This window comes from Neorhizobium turbinariae (assembly GCF_023223505.1).
In the GTDB taxonomy this organism is placed as follows: domain Bacteria; phylum Pseudomonadota; class Alphaproteobacteria; order Rhizobiales; family Rhizobiaceae; genus Neorhizobium; species Neorhizobium turbinariae.
In genome coordinates this window covers 124,137-144,129 of sequence record NZ_JALPRY010000012.1, presented here as the reverse complement: position 1 = coordinate 144,129, position 19,993 = coordinate 124,137, and the positions used below count along the sequence as shown (strand labels likewise).

General features: G+C 57.0%; 20 protein-coding genes, 1 tRNA gene and 4 pseudogenes. 18 read left to right on the top strand and 7 right to left on the bottom strand.

The window, feature by feature from the left end; translation table 11 throughout:
• Position 1 precedes the first annotated feature (1 nt).
• A complete protein-coding gene (locus M0654_RS11455) occupies positions 2-277 on the bottom strand; it encodes a hypothetical protein (protein WP_248683204.1) in 276 nt (91 codons plus the stop codon).
• A 102-nt stretch (positions 278-379) separates the two neighbouring features.
• On the opposite strand from M0654_RS11455, the gene M0654_RS11450 reads away from it, so the two are divergent.
• Positions 380-1,273 carry a DUF1499 domain-containing protein gene (locus tag M0654_RS11450; RefSeq protein ID WP_248683203.1) on the top strand — a complete coding sequence of 298 codons (894 nt, stop codon included), beginning with the start codon at positions 380-382 and terminating at the stop codon, positions 1,271-1,273.
• A 4-nt stretch (positions 1,274-1,277) separates the two neighbouring features.
• On the opposite strand, the gene M0654_RS11445 is transcribed toward M0654_RS11450, so the two are convergent.
• Positions 1,278-2,189: an MBL fold metallo-hydrolase gene (locus tag M0654_RS11445; protein WP_248683202.1), complete on the bottom strand. Its 912-nt coding sequence runs from the start codon at positions 2,187-2,189 to the stop codon at positions 1,278-1,280.
• A gap of 205 nt (positions 2,190-2,394) precedes the next feature.
• Here M0654_RS11445 and M0654_RS11440 point away from each other — a divergent pair.
• Positions 2,395-2,469 (top strand) — tRNA-Gln (locus M0654_RS11440).
• 73 nt (positions 2,470-2,542) lie between these two features.
• Here M0654_RS11440 and M0654_RS22885 read toward each other — a convergent pair.
• Complete coding sequence (locus M0654_RS22885; RefSeq protein WP_248683369.1) at positions 2,543-2,812, bottom strand: hypothetical protein; 270 nt, start codon at positions 2,810-2,812, stop codon at positions 2,543-2,545.
• Between M0654_RS22885 and rfbC the strand changes: the two genes are divergently transcribed.
• The 9 genes from rfbC (at position 2,696) to M0654_RS11390 (ending at position 11,459) form a co-directional block, all read left to right on the top strand.
• Positions 2,696-3,232, top strand: coding sequence for a dTDP-4-dehydrorhamnose 3,5-epimerase (gene rfbC, locus M0654_RS11430; RefSeq protein WP_248683355.1), 537 nt, complete (start codon positions 2,696-2,698; stop codon positions 3,230-3,232). The two genes, M0654_RS22885 and rfbC, sit on opposite strands and share 117 nt — an antisense overlap.
• A gap of 38 nt (positions 3,233-3,270) precedes the next feature.
• Positions 3,271-4,341 (top strand): dTDP-glucose 4,6-dehydratase, encoded by a 1,071-nt coding sequence (gene rfbB, locus M0654_RS11425; RefSeq protein ID WP_248683201.1) that lies wholly within the window; start codon positions 3,271-3,273, stop codon positions 4,339-4,341.
• The gene (gene rfbD, locus M0654_RS11420; protein WP_248683200.1) at positions 4,338-5,255 is read left to right on the top strand and encodes a dTDP-4-dehydrorhamnose reductase; all 918 of its coding nucleotides are present in this window, start codon (positions 4,338-4,340) and stop codon (positions 5,253-5,255) included. The genes rfbB and rfbD overlap by 4 nt, the downstream gene beginning before the upstream one ends.
• Positions 5,252-6,121: a glucose-1-phosphate thymidylyltransferase RfbA gene (gene rfbA, locus M0654_RS11415; RefSeq protein ID WP_248683199.1), complete on the top strand. Its 870-nt coding sequence runs from the start codon at positions 5,252-5,254 to the stop codon at positions 6,119-6,121. Before rfbD ends, rfbA begins: the two co-directional genes overlap by 4 nt.
• A 369-nt stretch (positions 6,122-6,490) precedes the next feature.
• Entirely contained in the window at positions 6,491-7,261 is a 771-nt protein-coding gene (locus M0654_RS11410) for an ABC transporter permease (protein ID WP_248683198.1), read from the top strand.
• A gap of 66 nt (positions 7,262-7,327) precedes the next feature.
• Positions 7,328-8,458, top strand: coding sequence for a capsular polysaccharide export protein, LipB/KpsS family (locus M0654_RS11405; protein WP_248683197.1), 1,131 nt, complete (start codon positions 7,328-7,330; stop codon positions 8,456-8,458).
• 234 nt (positions 8,459-8,692) lie between these two features.
• On the top strand, positions 8,693-9,463 hold the full coding sequence (locus M0654_RS11400) for an ABC transporter permease (protein ID WP_248683196.1): 771 nt from the start codon (positions 8,693-8,695) through the stop codon (positions 9,461-9,463).
• Positions 9,460-10,119: an ABC transporter ATP-binding protein gene (locus M0654_RS11395; protein ID WP_248683195.1), complete on the top strand. Its 660-nt coding sequence runs from the start codon at positions 9,460-9,462 to the stop codon at positions 10,117-10,119. Before M0654_RS11400 ends, M0654_RS11395 begins: the two co-directional genes overlap by 4 nt.
• Before the next feature lie 2 nt (positions 10,120-10,121).
• Positions 10,122-11,459, top strand: coding sequence for an RkpR, polysaccharide export protein (locus tag M0654_RS11390; protein ID WP_248683354.1), 1,338 nt, complete (start codon positions 10,122-10,124; stop codon positions 11,457-11,459).
• Between the two features lie 454 nt (positions 11,460-11,913).
• On the opposite strand, the pseudogene M0654_RS11385 reads toward M0654_RS11390, so the two are convergent.
• The 3 genes and pseudogenes from M0654_RS11385 to M0654_RS11375 all read right to left on the bottom strand — a co-directional run bounded on the left by M0654_RS11385 (position 11,914) and on the right by M0654_RS11375 (position 13,592).
• Positions 11,914-12,749 (bottom strand): annotated as a pseudogene (locus M0654_RS11385) (integrase core domain-containing protein).
• A gap of 88 nt (positions 12,750-12,837) precedes the next feature.
• Positions 12,838-13,023: an IS110 family transposase gene (locus M0654_RS22940; RefSeq protein ID WP_248683194.1), complete on the bottom strand. Its 186-nt coding sequence runs from the start codon at positions 13,021-13,023 to the stop codon at positions 12,838-12,840.
• A complete protein-coding gene (locus tag M0654_RS11375) occupies positions 13,023-13,592 on the bottom strand; it encodes an IS110 family transposase (RefSeq protein WP_248683193.1) in 570 nt (189 codons plus the stop codon). Before M0654_RS11375 ends, M0654_RS22940 begins: the two co-directional genes overlap by 1 nt.
• Before the next feature lie 362 nt (positions 13,593-13,954).
• On the opposite strand from M0654_RS11375, the pseudogene M0654_RS11370 reads away from it, so the two are divergent.
• The 5 genes and pseudogenes from M0654_RS11370 to M0654_RS22935 all read left to right on the top strand — a co-directional run.
• A pseudogene (locus M0654_RS11370) lies at positions 13,955-14,092 on the top strand (IS256 family transposase); the annotation flags it as partial.
• 159 nt (positions 14,093-14,251) lie between these two features.
• Positions 14,252-14,659: an adenylyltransferase/cytidyltransferase family protein gene (locus M0654_RS11365; RefSeq protein ID WP_248683192.1), complete on the top strand. Its 408-nt coding sequence runs from the start codon at positions 14,252-14,254 to the stop codon at positions 14,657-14,659.
• Positions 14,660-14,684: 25 nt separating this feature from the next.
• Complete coding sequence (locus tag M0654_RS11360) at positions 14,685-15,845, top strand: CDP-glycerol glycerophosphotransferase family protein (RefSeq protein ID WP_248683191.1); 1,161 nt, start codon at positions 14,685-14,687, stop codon at positions 15,843-15,845.
• A gap of 422 nt (positions 15,846-16,267) precedes the next feature.
• Positions 16,268-16,720, top strand: a pseudogene (locus M0654_RS11355) (transposase); the annotation flags it as partial.
• 215 nt (positions 16,721-16,935) lie between these two features.
• Positions 16,936-17,202: pseudogene (locus tag M0654_RS22935) on the top strand (transposase); the annotation flags it as partial.
• A gap of 335 nt (positions 17,203-17,537) precedes the next feature.
• On the opposite strand, the gene M0654_RS11345 reads toward M0654_RS22935, so the two are convergent.
• Positions 17,538-17,936, bottom strand: coding sequence for a DUF1515 domain-containing protein (locus M0654_RS11345; RefSeq protein ID WP_248683190.1), 399 nt, complete (start codon positions 17,934-17,936; stop codon positions 17,538-17,540).
• 1,021 nt (positions 17,937-18,957) lie between these two features.
• Between M0654_RS11345 and M0654_RS11340 the strand changes: the two genes are divergently transcribed.
• Together M0654_RS11340 and M0654_RS22930 are read left to right on the top strand one after the other, a co-directional pair.
• A complete protein-coding gene (locus tag M0654_RS11340; protein ID WP_248683189.1) occupies positions 18,958-19,221 on the top strand; it encodes a DUF982 domain-containing protein in 264 nt (87 codons plus the stop codon).
• Positions 19,222-19,297: 76 nt separating this feature from the next.
• A complete protein-coding gene (locus M0654_RS22930; protein ID WP_390920060.1) occupies positions 19,298-19,663 on the top strand; it encodes a DUF982 domain-containing protein in 366 nt (121 codons plus the stop codon).
• Positions 19,664-19,993: the final 330 nt, after the last annotated feature.

The window sequence follows — 19,993 nt, the reverse complement described above, 5'->3', positions numbered from 1 at the left end:
CCTAGCGGCGCTCCACGATGACGCGGCGCTCGACCACCAGGGGCGGCCACATCATGGAATCCAGGCGGGCATGCACAGCGCGCGTCTCCGCCCGTCGATCAAGCTCAAGCTCCAGCAGGCAACGCGCCATGGCCTCCGATCCGCGGCGGAAACCATATCCGGCGCAGGTGTTCTCGTCCGCGGCCCGTCGTTCCTGCGAAGACATGGTCTGGCAGGCCGAGAGCAAGGCCGCCATCAAGGCAACCGAGGCGATGGGCAGGAGGCGGTGGAAGGTCATGATCTTCCCTTTCTGCTGATCTGGGCAATCCGTGATTCCATTCCCGATCAAGCTGTTCTACACAAGGAGCACCAGTTTGCCACGGAGCATTGCCGTCATCCGATGACCGTCCGTTTTGTCCGGCCTGTTTCCCAATCGGCTTATGTCGCCCGCCGGCTGGGCTACTCCGCGCTGATCCTCTTCCTGCTGGCAACGGCGGCACATCGTTTCGGCCCGCTCACCACGCCCGATTTCATCGTGCTGGTTCTGGTCGCCGCCGGCATCGGGGCGGTTTCCGTACCGCTTGCCATCATCGGCCTGGCACGGCTGTGGCAGGTTGGCGCCGAGGGCGGCGTGGCAGCCACAAAGGGCCTTCTTGCAGCCTGTATTCCGCTCGCTCTCGTCGCAACCGGTACCTTCTATTACCATACCTTGCCGCGCATCTACGACGTTTCCACCGACCTTGCCGATCCGCCGCCATGGATTGCCGAACCGCAGGCAAACCAGCAATGGCTGCCGCGGCCGCTTGGCGTGACCCCGGTGGAACGGCGCCTCCAGTTTGCGGCCTATCCTGGCCTCACCGGCCGGCGTTACGAAGGCGCGATCGACCGCGTCTACCAAGGCGTTACCCGCGCTGCGACGTCGGCGCAGATCGGCATCACCCACAAGGAAGGCGTCGAGCTCGTCGAACCGGATATTTCCGAACGTCCAGCGCGTGAGGATGAACAGGCGCCGGTGCCGGATGTTGCGCCCATTCCGCTGCCGCGGCCGGAGCTTTCGCTCGCTCCTGTCTTCGGCACGTCAGGCGATGTGCTCCTGCAGGGGGAAGCGCGCACGCTGGTGCTGGGACTGCGCTTCGACGTCGTCATTCGCCTGCGCGAAGACGATGACACGACCTCGGTCGATATGCGCGTTGCCTCGCGTTACGGACCGCATGACCTTGGCCTGTCGGAATCGATTGCCGAAGATTTCCTCGACCGGCTGGATGCCGAACTGCTCGGCATCGCCGGCGGCTGAACCCTCAGGCAATCCAGTATTCGCCGGTGAGCGACGGCGCAGCGTTCGTGGCGACAATGCCCTTGCCTACCAAATCCTCCAGATGCGCCAGCACGGAGAGCGCGGCTGCGCCATGCAGCCGCGGATCCGTCGTGGCATAGATGACCTTGACCATGTCGGGGATCTTCCGGTCGCCTGCCTTGACCCGCTCCAGCACCGCGCGTTCGCGCATTCGCCGATGCGTCCTCAAGCCGCGCATGAAGGAGGCGGGCTCCCGCACCGGTCCGCCATGGCCTGGAAAGAAGATCCGGTCATCACGCAACAGCAGTTTGTCGAGTGAGGCCATGAAATCGGCCATGGAGCCATCGGGCGGCGCGACGATCGTCGTCGCCCAGGCCATGACATGATCGGCGGAAAACAGCACGCCAGTGCCTTCCAGCGCAAAGGCGCTGTGATTGGCCGTATGGCCCGGCGTATGCACCGCCGTCAGCGCCCAGCCGTCACCTTCCACGGTTTCGCCGTCGGCAAGCGCGAGGTCAGGCGAAAACTCGGAGTCGGAGCTCTCCGCAAACGGGTTTGTCTCACCCTCGTGAAGCGGCCGCGAAGCGCGGTGCGAACCTTCCGCCACCGTGATCGCACCGGTCGCTTCCTGCAAACGCCTGGCAAGCGGCGAATGGTCCTTGTGGGTGTGGCTGACGAAGATATGGCTGACCCTCCGCCCTTCGAGTGCCCGCATCAGCGCTTCAAAATGCGCTTCATCTTCAGGCCCCGGATCAATCACCGCAACCGTCGATTTGCCGACAATATAGCTATTGGTGCCGTGGAAGGTGAACGGGGAGGGGTTGTTGACGGTGAGCCGCTCCACTCCCTGCGCGACCGGCACGGGCACGCCATGCGAGGGAGAAAACTGCAGGTCAAAATCGATGTCGTCTGCCATGGGCTCTTTCGTCTTCCGGTGCAGTGCCTCTTAGCACTGCTGATGCGGCCATGCCTACCCGAAGCTGCCCGAGTGATGGAGCGCGGGCGAGGAACCGGGAAAAGTGCCGGGCGATGAACTTAACCGTTGAGAGGATGAAAAAGCTTTGCTAGAGCAGGCCACACTTGCGAGGGCGGGCCGTTGCTACGGGCGCCCAAATGCATGTTGGGGCGTCGCCAAGCGGTAAGGCACCGGTTTTTGGTACCGGCATTCCCAGGTTCGAATCCTGGCGCCCCAGCCATTTTATGCAGTTCGATCTCAGGCCTCACATGGCGCAGATGCGGGCGTGCGGAGACGCGTCGCCCGACTTTCGTCTATCTGTGCTCGGAAATGAAGCGTCGGCGCCTTTCCTGTACTATGGAAAAGGCGTTGATTCCCATGGACTGGTTTTGCGGCCTGACAATCAACACGATCGTATCTGGCACCAAGGCAGTTTCGGCACATCGATGCTCTTCAAAGTTACCCAAATCCCTGAGATTGTCCTTATCGAGCCTAAGCGCTTCGGCGATGCGCGCGGGTATTTTTCGGAGACATTCCGGCAGGACCTGTTCACGCAGAATGTTGCGGATGTCCAGTTTGTCCAAGACAATCGCTCCATGTCTGCGGCCGTTGGCACAGTCCGTGGCCTGCATTTTCAGCTCGAGCCGAAGGCGCAAGGCAAGCTCGTGTCCTGCACCACGGGCGCATTGCTGGATGTCGCAGTCGATATCCGTACCGGATCTCCCACCTATGGTAAGTTCGTGGCCGAGGAGCTTTCGGCGGAAAACGGGCGGCAGCTTTGGGTGCCGCCGGGGTTTGCCCACGGCTTCTGCACGCTCGTTCCGAATACCGAGATCAGCTACAAGGTAACCGACTACTATAGCGCGGAACATGATCGAGGACTGCTGTGGAATGACCCGGCACTCGGGATCGATTGGCCGGTCGCGGCCGAGAAGGCCGTATTGTCTGATAAGGATAAGAAACAGCCGAAGCTTGCTGACCTCGGTGAGGTCTTCCGTTACTAAACCACTCTGAATGCTGGCTTGATATTGGAAGGATGAATATGCGTGTTCTGGTCACGGGCGGTGCGGGTTTCATCGGCTCAGCCGTTGTGCGTCATCTTGTGCTCGACAAAGACTATGAAGTCCTCAATGTCGACAAGCTCACCTATGCGGGAACGCAAACCTCGCTGAACGCAATCGGCAACCGGCCGGGCTATCGCTTCCTGAAGGCCGATATCTGCGACCGTTCGGCAATCTCGGAGGCGCTCTTAAGCTTCCGCCCGGACCGCATCATGCATCTGGCGGCCGAAAGCCATGTCGACCGTTCGATCACCGGTGCGCGCGATTTCGTCGAAACGAATGTCATGGGCACCTTCAACATGCTGGAATGCGCCCGGCATTACTGGATGGAGCTTGAGGCGGAGAGCAAGGCGGCCTTCCGCTTCCTTCATGTGTCGACAGATGAAGTCTACGGCTCGCTTGGCGCCGATGGCCTGTTCGAGGAGACGACGCCTTACGATCCAAGCTCTCCTTATTCCGCGTCGAAGGCAGCCTCGGACCATCTCGCCAAGGCATGGGAGCGCACATACGGCCTGCCGGTCGTGGTTTCGAATTGCTCGAACAACTACGGCCCCTATCATTTTCCAGAAAAGCTCATCCCGCTGACGATCCTCAACGCCATGGAGGGCAAGCCGCTTCCGGTCTATGGCAATGGCGCCAATATTCGTGACTGGCTTTATGTGGAAGATCACGCGCGTGCGCTTGATCTTATTGCCGAGCGCGGGCGTGTCGGCGAGACCTACAATGTCGGCGGACGCAACGAGCGGCGCAACATCGATGTCGTCACCCGCATCTGCGAACTGATGGATGCCCTGGCGCCCAAGCCCGTTTCGCATGCCTCGCTCATCACCTATGTCGCCGACCGCCCGGGCCATGATGCGCGTTATGCGATCGACGCAACAAAGCTTGAGACCGAGCTTGGCTGGAGGGCGCAGGAAAACTTCGACACCGGCATCGAGAAGACGGTTCGCTGGTATCTGGAGAACGAGTGGTGGTGGCAGCCGCTGCGGCAAGGCTATAGCGGCGACAGGCTCGGTCTGCTGAACTCAGATAAGAAGACGGGCGCCGCATGACCTCGACCAGGAAGCGTATGGTGGTGACCGGCCGGCAGGGTCAGGTCGTGCAGTCGCTGCTGGAGCGAGGGCAAAATGGTCCGTTCGAGATCATCACGCTCGGCCGGCCCGAGCTCGATCTGTCACGGCCCGATGTGATAGACGCCGTTTTGCGTGCCGCAGAACCGGATGTCATTGTCTCGGCTGCAGCCTATACGGCGGTTGACCAGGCCGAAACGGATGAGGAAGCGGCGACGGTCGTCAACGGTGTTGCGGCAGGCAAGATCGCAGAAACGGCGGCAGCGCTTGGCGTTCCCATGATCCACCTTTCGACCGACTATGTATTCGACGGAAGCAAGCTGGCGCCGTATGTCGAGACCGATCCCGTCGCACCGATTGGCGCCTATGGGCGCTCCAAGCTCGCCGGTGAGCGCGCGGTGGCAGCGGCTAGCAGCGATCATGCGATCCTGCGCACCGCCTGGGTCTACAGCCCCTTCGGGAAGAACTTCCTGAAGACCATGTTGAAGCTGGCGGAAAGCCGCGACAGCCTGAACGTTGTGAACGACCAGATCGGCAATCCGACCTCGGCACTCGATATCGCTGATGCGGTGCTTCAGGTGGCGCAAAATCTTCTGCGCTCGGATGCACCTGATTTGCGCGGGATCTTCCACATCACCGGAACCGGCGAATGCAACTGGGCCGAGTTTGCCACCGCCATCTTTGCGCAATCTGAAGCTCACGGCGGTCCACACGCGGCCGTCAAGGGCATACTGTCTGCGCAATATCCCACACCGGCGAAACGACCTGCCAACTCACGGCTCGACTGCACCCTCCTCAACGCACGCCACGGCGTCAGGATCCCGGATTGGCGGGACTCGACGGCTCAGGTCGTCGGTCGGCTCCTCAACCACAACCATACGGATGGACAACAATGAAGGGCATTATCCTCGCCGGCGGCAGCGGAACGCGGCTGCACCCGATGACGAAGGTGATCTCGAAGCAGCTGATGCCGATCTACGACAAGCCGATGATCTATTATCCGCTGTCGACGCTGATGCTGGCCGGGATTCGAGACATCCTCATCATCTCGACGCCGCTGGACATGCCGCTGTTCGAGCGCCTCCTTGGCGACGGTTCTCAGTGGGGCATCAACCTCAGCTACGCGGTGCAGCCTTCCCCGGACGGTCTCGCACAGGCCTATATCATCGGCGCCGATTTCGTGGGAGATAGCCCGTCCTGCCTGATCCTCGGCGACAATATCTTCTATGGCCACGGGATCACGGAGTCATTGGAAAGAGCTGTTGCGAACCTGCAAGGCGCCACCGTGTTCGCCTACCATGTGGCGGATCCTGAGCGGTATGGTGTGGTCGAGTTCGACGCTTCGATGAAAGCCATTTCGATCGAAGAGAAGCCTGCCAAACCGCGCTCCAGCTATGCGGTAACGGGCCTGTATTTCTACGACAGCAGCGTGGTCGATATCGCCGCCAACCTGAAGCCTTCTGCCCGAGGCGAACTCGAGATTACAGACGTAAACCGCGCCTATCTCGAGAAAGGTCTGCTCAATGTCGAGATCCTCGGGCGCGGTTACGCCTGGCTCGACACCGGTACGCCAGACAGTCTTCTCGACGCTGCAGACTTCGTTGCGACGCTGGAGCGCCGGCAGGACACTAAGATCTGCTGCCCGGAGGAGATCGCTTACTACAAGGGCTTCATTGATCAGCGGGCGCTATCGGATTTGGCGAAGGCCTACGGCAGCAGCGCATATGGGAGATATCTGCGGAAGTTGCGACTGCATTCGTGACACCCTCACAGAATCCGCTTTAGCAAGATGCTCCCCAAAGAGCAGGTGAATCTCTGTGGCTTCTTCATTCTAGATGCGGCCTCTCGCATGTTTGAGCGGCCGGCAAGTATGGAATTGACGATATGATTCGGTCCTAGAGTAAGCAACATGTCCAGACTGTAATCTTCATTGACGGCTGCCTAAGACGTACCCAGTGTTCTGACGGCTTCGATCAATGTTGCACTTAATGGCCAACCAGGGCAGACGGAAGCGGGATGCTCCTTATAGTTACCTCCGCGTGCTAATTTCCCACCGCGTCCGAAACATAAGCGTGTGCAAACAGAGGAACTGTGTGCTAAGGGCGCGGCGTTAGCCACCTAAAGGTCGATCGTGCTCACCCTATCGTCGCATCTTCGAGTTGTTTTCGCTTTCATCGTACGAGAAATCGCCTCGCGCTACGGCAGGAGTCCGGGCGGATATCTGTGGGCCGTTGTCGAGCCTGTCGCATATGTGGGTATGATGAGCCTTCTCTTCGGTGCTCTCGCGCGAACGCCGGCCGTGGGCACCTCGTTTCCCCTGTTCTTCGCGACCGGCTATATCGCGTACAACATGTATAACGGGATGGTCGGATACCTTTCCTCTGCCATAAGTTCGAACAAGAGCCTGCTGCAGTACCCGCTCGTCGCGCCGATCGACCCCTTCATTGGGCGTGGGATCTTGCAGGCCGCAACCTCGGTGGTGGTGGCGATCATTGTACTTTGGGGGGCATATTTAACGGATCCCTTTCCTCACGAGATCATTTGGAGCGCTCTCCTGCAGGCCACGGCCTTCGCCTGGACGCTTGCGGCTGGGATAGCGTTGACGAATGTGGTGCTATTCGAGCGGTCGAAGCTCTACGAAAAGGTCTTTGGCGTTATCACTCGGCCTTTATTCCTTCTTTCTGGGATCTTTTACGTCCCGAGTCAGATGCCTCATCCGTTCCAAGATATCCTCCTCGCTAGTCCCATTACGCAGATCGTCATCCTCTTCCGGGAAGGGTTTTACGGCGCAAGCGTGATGGACGGCTTCGATATGTCTTACTTGTTCTGGTGGGCTCTCACAGTGATATCGATGGGCTTCTTCATCTTTACCATGTGGCCTGTAGTTCGGTTGCGCACCTGATGCCGGCATCCACCCGTTCTTGCGCTAAACATAATCCCTCGGAATTGTCTCGACGCATGGTTCGATATGCTCGCAATCGTTGAAAGATTCAGAGCCTTGTTTGAACATCGTGGTGTTGACCTGCAGCCGCGTGCCTTTGTCATAGGGTTGCGACCTTGGAAGAAGTTCATCGTTTATTGGCTACCTCATGAAAGGGTTGTGCGTATCAGTCGATGGATCACGAGTTGGCGCTTCCACACGATCATTGGCCCGTTGATTCTCACTCAGCCAGGCTCGAAGGTTTATGTGTGGGGCTACAAAGCTCCTCGGTTCGTAGACGAGTTCTGCCGCCGTCATTCCATCCCTCTAATTCGAATTGAGGACGGGTTCATACGCTCCGTAAAACTGGGCGCTAAACGGACCCCGCCTCTGTCATTGTGCTTTGACCAGTCAGGGATGTATTTCGATGCGACCTGTCCTTCAGACCTTGAACATCTACTTCAGACCTATGATTTCGCGGCGGATCCTGCGCTCCTTCAGCGGGCGAGGTGCGGCATTGAAAAGCTAATCAATTCTCGCTTGTCTAAATACAATACGTCAGAGTCAGCGGACATCTCCGAGATCTACGGACCGAAGACCCGCAAGCGCGTGTTGGTCGTGGGTCAAGTGGAGGGGGACGCTTCCATCGAGAAAGGATGTAGCCGCAAAATCGACAACAATGACCTCGTAAGGATTGCTTTCGATGAAAACCCCGATGCGCAGATCATCTACAAGCCGCACCCCGAGATCCTGCATGGAACTCGGCCCAAACAGTCCAACCCCTACGATGTTCGGCATCTTTGCCTACTTCTTGAACAGGACATAGCATTGGCAGACGCGTTTGAGACCGTGGATCACGTATATACGATTACTTCACTCTCCGGCTTCGAAGCGCTTATCCGCGGGATCAAGGTTACCTGCATAGGCATGCCTTTCTACGCAGGTTGGGGTGTTACTGATGATCGACAAGAATGTCGCCGCCGCACCGCAAGACGAACCGTGGAAGAGATTTTTGCAGCGGCTTACATCCTCTACGCTAGATATTTCGACCCAATTCTGAAGAAAGAGCTGACTTTTGAGCAGGCGCTCGATCTGCTTGGACAGATGAAGATGGAGCAGAACGTGCACGAAAGATCTCGTCTCCGCCGACTTTGGCTGAAATCCAACATGAGGCGCTGAATATCCATGCTTTACCGGAGCAAAAAGAGGAAAGCTTCATGTCTTTGCCCGAAATTCGCACCTATTTGTCCTAGATCAAGCTCAGACAGTGCGCGTCGTCGGAACGGGGCATGCGTTTAACCGGTGGCCCTGAGAACCTCTGCAGCGGAAGCGAGGGTGGACTGGCGTGTCACATGCAAAAGACATATTTAGGTACCAGAGCATGTCGTTGACTGGAGTTGAGGTATCAGAGTATTGAACTACGTTGGAACGCACGCCAGAGTCGTCGCCGCGTTGTTGATACGCGAGATGTCGACGCGGTTTGGCAGCAAGCCTGGCGGCTACCTTTGGGCGCTGCTAGACCCGATAGCGCATATTGTGTTTTTGTCCGTCATTTTCATGGCGATCGCTCATACGCCTCCTTTAGGCACGAGCTTTCCAATGTTCTTCGCAACGGGCTACATCGGGTTCCAGTTCTATCAGGCTAGCGCCGGCTACTTGAACACAGCAGTCAGTTCCAACAAGTCGCTGTTGAGCTACCCTAATGTGGCGCCAATAGATACGGTCTGGGCGCGTTACATCCTTCAGCTCATTACGACGATCGTTGTGGGTATCTGCGTTCTGAGCCCAATTGTTGCGCTTACTCGTATCCAGCTGTCGATTCAGTTTCACCATTTGATTGAAGCCGCTCTGACTGGAAGCACGATCGCACTCGGCACCGGGCTCGCGAATAACGTGCTGTTTGTCAAGTTTCCCCTCTACGAGAAGGTCTTCGGCATTGTAAGCCGGCCGCTCTTCCTTGTGTCGGGTATCTTTTACCTTCCAGATTCGCTGCCGCCGGGCGCAAGGGAGATAATCTTGATGAACCCCTTGGCCCATCTCGTCATGCAGTTTCGCATGGGCTTTTATTCCCAATATCGCGCGGTGGGCTTCGATGCCGATTATCTACGCTCATTTGCGCTAATCTCGTTGTTCTTCGGCTTCGTTCTGTTCACGATGTGCAAGGGAGCTCTGAGAGCACGATGATCCGGCTGGAGAATGCTACAAAGTTCGTTCGGATGAAAGGCGTGAATAAAACGATCATTAATGACGTCTCGATGACTATTCCGCGGGGCAGGAGCATCGGATTATTAGGACGCAATGGAGCTGGAAAATCGACGCTTCTGCAGATCATTGCAGGTACGCTTGACCTTGATAAAGGACGCGTAGTCCGGAAAGCGAAAGTATCATGGCCACTGGGGTTTGCCGGCAGCTTCCAGGGCAATTTGTCGGGCGAGCAGAACGTTAGATTTGTGGCTAGAATATATGGCGTTGATACCGAGGAACTCGTAGATTACGTAGCAGAGTTCTCGGAACTTGGGGAATTCTTTCGCGCGCCAGTACGCACCTATTCATCGGGTATGAAGGCGAGGTTAGCTTTTGGCGTCAGCATGGGCGTCAAGTTCGACTACTACCTTGTGGACGAGATCACCGCCGTTGGCGATACCAACTTCAAACGCAAATCTCAGAGGGCATTTAAGGAACGCTTAAGCGATTCTGATGTGGTAATGGTCTCTCATAGCCCATCCACGTTGCGGGACTATTGCGAGGCTGGAGTCGTACTAGAAGATGGCTCTCTAACCTACTATGATAAACTCGAAGAAGCGATTGCCGCCCATGAAGGCAATTTGAAGAGGCGTTGACCGTGACGGAACAGGCATCGAAGATAATCGCAAATGACACTGGTGTCCTGCGCGGGAAACAGACTGCCGAACGACCGCCTGCGCCGCGGAACCTACGCCTGCTTCAGGCGCTGCTGGACACACCGGCAGCTGCGCCAGCGATGGAAGGGGTTACGCAGCCGGAAAGGACGCTCGACGAGGCGCCTACAACTGAACAGAAGCGTGGCTGGGTTAGCCGGTTCAAGACACGACATTTGGTGATCGGCGCCGCTTTCCTTGCAATCGTGGCGATCCCTTCTATGGTGACCTCAGTCTACATGGCCTTCGTTGCCGCAGACCAATATCACAGCTCGACATCATTTTCGGTGCGGAGCATCGATTCGGTGCAAGCATCCGATATTCTGGGGATGTTCTCCCAGTCTACGAGTGGAAGTACTGTCTCTGACTCCTACGTGCTGCTCGATTACATCCTGAGTGAGCGCATGGTACAGATAGTGGACGAGGCTTTTGGCCTGGAAAGGATCTTTGCGCCGAGAGGAAGCGACTTCTTTTTTGGGCTTGGTGCCGATCAACCTATTGAGGACCAACTGGCCTACTGGCGCAGCATGGTAACGGTGGATTTCGATCACACCTCCGGCATCATCAACCTGCGGATCAAGGCGTTCGAGCCAGAGACAGCACAAAGAGTTGCGGAATTCGTCGTCACTCAAGGCGAGAAACTGATCAACGACCTTTCCATTACTGCTCGTAATGAAACGCTCCGCGTCGCGCAGTCTGAAGTCTCATCGGCTGAGGACCGCCTCTACAGGACCAGAGCGGCTTTGAGAAACTACAGAGACGAATCCCAGGAAGCGGATCCGGTTGAGGGTGCTAAGCTTGCCGCGCAGCTTGTTGGCGCCATTGAAACTCAGCTCGTCCAGTTGAAGACAGAGTTATCGACTGCGCTTACCCAGATGGGGGAAGATACGCCGCGGGTTAGGGTGCTGCGCTCTCAGATCGCCAGCTTAGAGAAGCAACTTCAGCGCGAACGACAGCGGTTTGGCAGTGGCACGGCGGGGAAGCAGGGTCGCAACGCCGGACAGATGGCCGATGTTGCCGGGCGGATTCAGGAATACGAGGGGCTGCAAACTCAAAATGAATTCGCAGAGCGAGCTTATACTTCATCACTAGCGGCTTTGGAAAAGGCTCGTGTTGAAGCGGCTGCGAAGCAGCGCTACCTCGCGGTCTTCATCAAGCCTACCCTCTCTGAGTTTGCGCAATATCCTCACCGGATCATGAGCTCGTTGCTAGTTCTGCTAGGATCGGTGCTGCTTTGGGCCGTTGCCGTGATGGGCTATTACAACATCCGCGACAGGAACTAGCGGTTTGCGACCAGACGGCTGGGACATCCACGTGCCTACGTAGGGGCAACTACTGCCTGGCTTCCGCGAAGCCGCGAACAGGAGAGGCTGTATGAGACGACCGCGTCGGAACCGAAGCTTGGGCCCTTGAGCGAGGAGCGGCAGTCGCCGCCCCTCGAGGTGAGTAGACGTTGGTGGAATAGGTCCTGCAGTCGGACATGCACGCCGTAAGCATCCGATATAGACTGCGGCTGGTGCGGTCACGGTCACGTTCGCTCTGGCCTCTTTCTCTCGGAGAACTTGGCGGCACGCGAGCCTGATCAACGCACTCATTGATGATGTCGCCTCCGATGTGCAGTGGTCCGAAGCTCGCGCTACGCGGCTCCACGGCCTCACGATGTTGCGGATGACGTGGCTCATCCGGTAATCCCGCCGTTCTTAACGGGGCTCCGCAGTACAATTCACGCGGCCATTTTCAGTTTTGTGCGGGTGTGACGCCGCCGATCCCAATATTGGGCCGTTCATTGTTGTAGGTCCATAGCCACTGCGTGGCGAATTCCTGTGCCTCTTCGATACTTTCAGTGATGTATGGTCGAGCCATTCATGCCGGACGGTGCGGTTGTAGCGCTCGACATAAGCGTTTTTGCTGCGGCTTTCCGGGCTCGATGTGGCTCAAAGCAATCTCTTGTTTCGCTGCCCATTCGATGAGCTTGCCGCTTTGGTTTGATCCTGAGGTTCAACTCCAGCTCGCGGTAGATGCGGTATACGCGCTTGTGGTTCCAGCGATATCCTCGGACATTACCGCAGGTAAAGGAAGCACAGGCCAAAGCCCCAGGTGTTCTTTGACCGCGTCGGCCCGATGAGGAGATCGGCGATCTGCTGGTTCTCGTCGTTCAGCTTGGCGCTGTAACGATAACAAGTCTCGCTGACGTCGAAGGTACGGCAGGCAAACGCAATGCTCACCCGTGCAACGCCACTGCTTTCCCGGCCATCCACTGGTTGGTAGGCAATGATTGCATCGCCGTAAGGTTGTCGGCGTTGAAACGGCAGTGTTATTTTTCCCAAAGCTTCCTTCAGCAGTTCTGCTCATGCTCATCTCGGCATACATTTTCTTCAGCCGACGGTTCTCATCCTCCAGAGCCTTCATCTGGCGGATCATCGAAGCGTCCATGCCGCCATACTTCAAACGCCACTTGTAAAAGCTAGCAGTGCTCATCCCGTGTTCCCGGCATTACTCGGCACCGGAACGCCGCCTTCTGCCTGACGCAGAATGGCGAGGATTTGGGGTTCGCTTAATCTCCTCGTCTTCATAAAAATCTCCTCGATCATAAAGCCTGAGAAATTCTACTTTTGAAGCCCGTCGATTGGCGAGGGAATTACCCTACCATTGAAGCTCGTATCAATCGGTGTTGGCCGCCCATGCTGCCCCCACTAGCATGACCCGCGCATGGCTGCGACCGATCTTGCTGATACGTCGTGATGAGCAGCGCCAAGTCCAGGACTGGCGAACACGCGGATTGAGCCCGAAGTAGCTGACCAGCTTCTGCGGGCTTTCAAACCGGCTGATATTGCCGATGGCCGCCATTAATCCCACCGCGACGGTGAGATCGACTGTGATCGTGAGCAGCCGTTTGACGCGGGATCATCCATGGTGCCTTCGGCAATTTGCCGATCGAGCACCGCAAGATCTTCACCGAGCTTGTCGAGTTCGCGTACATGCCGGTCGATTGCGAACTGCTCATCGTCAGGCAGAGGCTGACGTTTAAGCCATTCACGCCCACGGCCGTTGAACAGGTCGGCATGTGGACACTTGGGGATCAAGTGAGCATTCAAGATGGAATGGATCTTATTCTTAATCCGCGTACGGTGATGCACGACCTGATGGCGACGGGGCACCAGCCTGCTCATGCGTTCTGTGGCGGCGTCTAGTGACCAGATATCCGGCAGATAGCCAGCAGCATAAAGGTTGGCCAGTGTGCCAGCATCGATCTTGTCGGTCTTGACGTGCGCCTGCGCGATCGCTTGCACCTGCAGGGGATTGGCAATCGCGACCCGTCGCACGGACGGCGAAAGGACGCGAGATACTGCCATGCAGTTTCCCGCCGCCTCGATGACAACCTCGTCTGTTGCGTAAGTGTCTTGCCGAACCCTCAAGAGCTGTTCGCGTCATGTCGACGCGCCCACCATGGCGGAGCCGGCCGTCTTCGCAGAAAACTACCTCACCAAACGTTCGGTGGATATCAACTTCGATAACCCGTCGCATAAGCCTCTCCTGTCGATTGAACAACGGGAGTTACGGGCGACACGACAACTTCGGACTCGCGCTCTCGGCGCAACCGAGAGTCGCATCGACGGCCACCTACTAACACGAGCTCACAGCTCATCGAATTGATCGGCCTGCCCCCTCCTTCGTGCTCCCGGTGCCTCTGTCCCGGATGCTCGCAGCATACGCCGCAATTCTCAAACTGCAGCAGAACGTCAGCACCGAAGGTCTTAAACCGGTTACCAAGGATGATGCCATCGTGCGCCTGGTCGGTGCGCTATTGCTCGAACAGAATGATGAGTGGGCCGTCCAGCGGTCCCGCTACATGACACTTGAGACAATCGCTCCGATCAGCGATGATCCGCTCATCAGCCTGCCAGCCGCAAGCTGATTAATTCCGGCTCTGTCCACAAGGCACGGCGACCGCCAAAGCTACACCACGTCTTGCGCCACGATCGTACCAATCCTTCCGAACCTTATGGTCGCCTCTTGCTCGAATGTTACAAAACATTCATAACGCTGCTTCGCTTGCCACGACGAAGGAGCCACTATGAAGCGAGTTATCACCTTCGGTACTTTTGACGTTTTGCACGTAGGTCACATTCGCATCTTACAACGCGCTAAGGCGCTAGGCGATCATCTAATAGTGGGGATCTCAACTGATGCGTTGAACTATTCAAAGAAGCAGAAAAAAACTGTATATTCTCAGTTCGACCGCCTCGAAATCGTTAAGTCGATTTCGGGCGTGGATGAGGTCTTCTTCGAGCACTCGCTCGAGCAGAAGGGGGACTACATCAAGAAATACGGTGCTGACATCTTGGTCATGGGAGATGACTGGATGGGTCGGTTTGACGAATTCAAGAGCCTCTGCGAGGTAATTTATCTACCGAGAACGGAGGGCATCTCTACGACAGAGATACTCGCAGAAATTAGGGCTGCGTCGGCGACTTATGCTTAAGTTCTGCTCTCCGCGGGTGGCTTTTGTGGTTAAAAACAGTTTCCAGCTAGCTCACTTCTGGGAGTTGATGTTCAGTTACACACGCGCGGAGATTTTACTTGTTGATAGGCCTACGCTCTGGGATGAGTTCTCTCGGACGGATCTTGAGTCATGCCCGATACGCGTTTCAGTAGTTTCTCGTGCCTCTATCGCTGCTCGCGCATCTGAGTTCGATGCCCTGTTTTTCCAGACAGTATTTCCTGGAATCGAGGAAGTTGAAGGCGTCCCACTGGTGTCGGTTCAATATGGCTTGGCTAAGGAAAGGCACAACTACGGGGAATGGCGTTCGCTTGCGGATCTGAATCTGATGTATGGAGATTACTCTGCATCGAAGGTGTCGCATTTTTCGCCAAGCTACCCCGTTGGAAATGTGAAATTTTCTGGTTGGAGCCCTCGGGTCAAGAGACAAGCTTTGCGGCAGAACAAGATTGACCTGGGCTTCGATCCATCTCTGCCCGTGGTGCTATACATGCCGACTTACGGGGAGCTCGGGACGTTCAGCGAGCTCTTGGAGCCATTGTCAACACTTCGCCGCGATTTCAACGTTGTAATAAAGATGCATCATAACAATGAGATCAGTGGCAGACACTGGAGGCGCGAAGCCGCCAGTTTAGGGATCTCACACCTTTTTGGTGGTGGCGACGATCAGAGAAAGCTTCTTGAGGCCGCAGACGTGGTTTTGAGCGACTATTCTGGTGCGATATTCGATGCCGTTTATGCAGAGGTACCTGTAGTACTGTACCAGCCATGGGCGCACAACAAGATAGGTGTGCAAAAATTTGATCTGTCTTCAATCGAATTTCGCAGGCGAGATGAGCTCGGTTTAGTGGTATCGGAAGCAAGAGATCTGGCGCGGGCCCTGAAAGAGGCGCTGGCTACAGCCGATGAACTCGTTGGCAAAGCAAAAGGAATTCGCCGTGATGTGTTCTGTGACACAGCGCCCGATCTGATAGTTCCCACGGCGTGCCAGCGTGTTGACGAATTACTCACCGGTCGTCTCCCTGGACAGACAACTGAACAACGATACGTGCGGGAGTCCGTCAGGGCACTCTTGTCTGCACGACGGGCGCTCAACAGGTCGAAATCAAAGCCCCGCCCGTTTTTGCAGAGGCTTCTTAGCAACTGGCGCTCGCCGAAGCCCGATTGATCTAGCTGCTAATGTTGCCGAAAGCTTGCTTTGATGTGGCCCAGCATTGGTACCTAGGCCCGGGCGAGCATCGTGAACGTTGGTTGCAACGGCGATAGGTGACTGATTTTGCGGGTATCAACGCCGATGATGATGTGATTCATTGGGTGCGGCTAACGTTGCTCGGGGCAAAGAGGGCAGGAGGGCAGGGCCGTGATGGTGCGCTGACCACGAAGCCTCATCGATTCAAGCGTCTCCCGCTGAAAGGCACACTTATGGCGGAAATGTCGACGCAACCAATAATTACCGTCGGCCAGATTATCGAGCCGACGGCGGCGGCTATACGACAGCGTCGAGGCATGGAACCGCGCCGGCGTAGCGGTGGTCACCAGTGTTTTCCGATAGGGTCAGGCTGCTCAAAGCCAACCTGACGGACACCACCGATGATCGACGACATGAAGAATCTGCGCTCGCTTGTTGAGAAGCGCGGATGCTAATTTGCTCCGTGAGATGATCGGTTTGCTGCCGAGAAACTGATGGCGCTGGAGGTTGGCACGAAGACTGGCGCGGGTTATGGCGAAAAATTGTCTCCGACTGGCCCAGTGCAACGGTTATCGCGACCGGGACTGGGAGACACGGGCGGGCACTGTCGAACTGCGCATCCAGCAGTTTTGCACCGGCAGTTATTTTCCAAGCTTCCTTGAACCGCGCCGTATGGCGGAAAAGGCTCTGACGGCGGTGATCCAGGAGGCATATACCAGAGCGTTTCAACCCGATCCGTCGACGACCTCGGCAAGGCCATCGGCATGAGTGGCATCTCCAATAGCCAGGTATGGCGGCTCTGCGAGGAGGTCGACGAGAAGGTGAAGGCCTTTCTGGCCAGGCCGATCGAGGGCAATTGACTTAGCTTCTGAAAGGCCTGGACATGCTCCCCCACTCAGCTAACGGGTAATGTTGGTATTATGACCATCAGAGGTGGCTCGGTTTGTCTGAACAATTTCGGGCGTTTTGCTACGTGGATTTCCACCTCGATTAGGCCGCGACCATCACTGGTGCCAGCGCGTTGAAGTAGGCATGGTCCGGCGTCTGTCGGTCACGGATGAAGCTGGGCGGACGACCAGGGATCGATCCGGAGGTCGCGGTCCGGCTAATGCTTGTGGGCTTCCTGCTCGGAATCGTTCACGATCGTCGCCCGATGCGCGAGGCGCAGGTCAATGCAATCGTCAGACTGATCGGTGCATTGCTACTCGAACAGAACGACGAATTGGCCATCCAGCGATCCCGCTACATGACGCTGGAAACCATCGCCAAAGTGAGCGATCGTCCGCTCATCAGCCTGACAGCAGAAATCCGACATTCATCCGGCCCTCCCGGATGAACCGTGGTCGTCTAAGCTACACCACGTCTGGGACACAATCCTTGCGACCCCCGCGTCCCGAACGGAGATTACTTCGCGAAAACCCACCTTTTCCGGGACTCGAAGGGGCGTATGATCCGGCTTTGTTCCGCTATTCAGAGCCCAAACGGTCCGCAATCGGTCCGCGATCTGGCTATGTTCTGTAAGGAGGGCAGGGGGCTGCCAAGCTATGAATGAAAAAGCCCGCTGCACCCAATTGGGCGCAGCGGGCTGATACGCCACATGGTCCGCCGCGGACAAATGTACGGAATCGTACGGATGATGCAACTACACCTTTTGAGGTAGGGCCAGCGCGGCTAGCGCATCAGGAGCTTGCCGAGCCACGGTCTCACGCTGTCCCAGAACGTGAAGAACACGCCGCCTGCCGTAAATCCAAGACTGACGAAAATCATCGAGGCGGTTCTACCAAGACGCTTGATATCTTTCACCTCATCGATCGTCGGCCGGATGTCCTTTTCGACTGTCTCCTTTAGGCCGGCAATGACGTCTCTTTGCTGGGCCACCGTCTGGCCGCTCAGCACGACAGTTGTCTCAAGGTGCGAAAGATCATCCTGCTGTCTGTCGAGCCGTGTGTGGATCGCTGCGCGACTTTCGCGAGCAGCGGACTTCTCGTCCTGGAAGTCCTCACGGAGCAATCGGACGCTTTCCTCCAGCCGCCCCAGAGCGCGCAGCACTTCATCATTCTGGCCTGCCATCCGCCTCGCTTCTCATTTCACGCTTCATCAGTGCCACAACGGTGTCTAGCTCCATTGATGTTCTGGTTCCGGTCCCGTTGATCCGGTAAAATGACCTCCCATCTTTGACCTTCTCCACGTGCGGATCGCTTCGTAGGAGCTACGACACCGCCAACGCGATCTATACCGGTGTCGCTAAGGAGAGCTGGTGAGGCCACAGATGACGAACTGTCACCGTTGCAGAGACACCGGCTGGGTATGTGAGACGCATTCCAACAAGCCTTGGAATGGCCCGAAGGCGTGCGGCTGCGGTGGCGCCGGCATGCCGTGTCCTCAGTGCTGCATGGACGCAGACTGGAACGCGGATCCGAAACGGCCGCCGGACGTGTCGAAGGTGTTCACGTCCGTGCTGAAAGCGCCCGGCAAGACGGTGAACTGACCCGCAGTCCGATGTCGGCGAGCTGAGCATTAGCCCAAAGGTTCTAACCTAGATGGGTGATTGCAACCGTTCCAGAATGATGCATCCTGAAGACGTATCAAACAGCTTTGGGCTCAGGCGGGAAAAACGGCCGGGCCCTTCTTCTTTTTAGGTAGCCTGTACCGCGTTTGTAACGATACCCGGCATGGCGAGGTCGAGCTATCTTGTTTTCAGCCAACCACCCAACCGGTTCGGCTATCAAACCTCACCTCCAATGAGGCTTGAAGGAGAGCTACCCCCGCCAGGGTGGCTCTCCTTTGCTTTATACGATCCCCGCCATTGTGGTCACGGCACTACCCGAATGTTCATGCCGCCCGGTGCGCAGAACGTAAGCAACCTCCCCAGGGCCGAGGTTCTTCAAGCGCCTGGGCACGCGCGTGAGCGACGGTGACGCCGTCAGTCACCAGCACCATTTCAGCATCTGTTAAGCCACCGTCCTTCGCCCTCCGTCGCCCTGCGGGTCGCCCGCTCCACCCAAAGAGGTAGCCAGGCGAGACTCGCGTTCATTGTAGAAAAGCGGAATATTCCTTTCGAGCTTACACAGATGAGCTAAGGGGGAAAGATATGTCGCAGATTATTCCTGTGCTGTTTCACGGACGATGGCACCCGCCGGTGAACCTTGTTGAGAAGACACGTGTTCGCCAGATCACTGGGCCGGCAGAGGCGGTTCGCTACATGAGAGAAAACTTCACGGTCACAAACCCCGCCTGCTCCAGAGCGATCAGCATCTGTTGCGCAGCACTACGCCTTGAGGCGGACCACGAGACGGCTAAGATGTTCTTCCTCGCGGCATACGAGAGCGAGATCAAAGTCAGAAAAAGCCACTAGAACAACCCGACCTGCAGGTGAGCGAGCCTAGCACAAGCTTCAGTTTCCATGATCTCTGCGGTCGGAGGTTTGAAATATGTCTCAGCGACGGAAGTGGAAAGTGGATCTATCGGTGGTGGACCCGCATTGGGCTGACTGGTCTGCTCCCATAGTCTTGCGGCTAAGCTCATACAGGCGGGAGGCGGTCACTAACCCTGCAGAGGCCCTCTCTTTCCTCTCCAACCGGTTCGCCGGCGAGCGAGACGCGCTCTACCTCGCAGCGCGTAACGCCTGTTCTGCGGTTCTTCGACGTCGTCTCCCTACAGAGCAAGCGCGGCTTATCTTCGCGAAATTCGCGCAAGATGCACTGCTGCTAGGCGAGCGAGCCGCCCCCAGTGGTAGCGACACGGCAAAGGCCCTGCCTATTTTTGCGCCCCATCTTGGCTCGAACGGCTTACCCTGATCGGGAGCTATGACTTCTCCGTTCAATGCACCCTGCCGGTGTATCCGGCAGCCTTGCAGGCCGGCGCGGGGAAAACGATCCAGCACGTTTGTGTGCCGCCACCTTTGGGAAAGGCAATCTCCTTCGGGCGTGCCACTCGACCACCTGTCACGACTTCGAAGTCCCGCTCTACATCTTTCGATGGAATTGCCCTGTTACGCCATTGAAGTACCATTCAAACGACCGAGCACAGAAGAGCCTCGGTTTAGCGAGAAGCGCGTGCTCTTGGGGGATGCACGCGCTTCTTCGTTTTCCGCACTTTTCGCGTGACCAAGTCCTCAGATACTCAGT

What these genes read in the sequence shown, in the direction of transcription:
- M0654_RS11455 (WP_248683204.1), bottom strand. Translation starts at nt 277, where the DNA reads ATGACCTTCCACCGCCTCCTGCCCATCGCCTCGGTTGCCTTGATGGCG.
- rfbD (WP_248683200.1), top strand. Translation starts at nt 4,338, where the DNA reads ATGACCTCGACCAGGAAGCGTATGGTGGTGACCGGCCGGCAGGGTCAG.
- M0654_RS22940 (WP_248683194.1), bottom strand. Translation starts at nt 13,023, where the DNA reads ATGGCGGCCATCGGCAATATCAGCCGGTTTGAAAGCCCGCAGAAGCTG.
- M0654_RS11365 (WP_248683192.1), top strand. Translation starts at nt 14,252, where the DNA reads ATGAAGCGAGTTATCACCTTCGGTACTTTTGACGTTTTGCACGTAGGT.
- M0654_RS11450 (WP_248683203.1), top strand. Translation starts at nt 380, where the DNA reads ATGACCGTCCGTTTTGTCCGGCCTGTTTCCCAATCGGCTTATGTCGCC.
- rfbB (WP_248683201.1), top strand. Translation starts at nt 3,271, where the DNA reads ATGCGTGTTCTGGTCACGGGCGGTGCGGGTTTCATCGGCTCAGCCGTT.
- M0654_RS11345 (WP_248683190.1), bottom strand. Translation starts at nt 17,936, where the DNA reads ATGGCAGGCCAGAATGATGAAGTGCTGCGCGCTCTGGGGCGGCTGGAG.
- M0654_RS11445 (WP_248683202.1), bottom strand. Translation starts at nt 2,189, where the DNA reads ATGGCAGACGACATCGATTTTGACCTGCAGTTTTCTCCCTCGCATGGC.
- rfbA (WP_248683199.1), top strand. Translation starts at nt 5,252, where the DNA reads ATGAAGGGCATTATCCTCGCCGGCGGCAGCGGAACGCGGCTGCACCCG.
- M0654_RS22930 (WP_390920060.1), top strand. Translation starts at nt 19,298, where the DNA reads ATGTCTCAGCGACGGAAGTGGAAAGTGGATCTATCGGTGGTGGACCCG.
- M0654_RS11340 (WP_248683189.1), top strand. Translation starts at nt 18,958, where the DNA reads ATGTCGCAGATTATTCCTGTGCTGTTTCACGGACGATGGCACCCGCCG.
- M0654_RS11395 (WP_248683195.1), top strand. Translation starts at nt 9,460, where the DNA reads ATGATCCGGCTGGAGAATGCTACAAAGTTCGTTCGGATGAAAGGCGTG.
- M0654_RS11405 (WP_248683197.1), top strand. Translation starts at nt 7,328, where the DNA reads ATGCTCGCAATCGTTGAAAGATTCAGAGCCTTGTTTGAACATCGTGGT.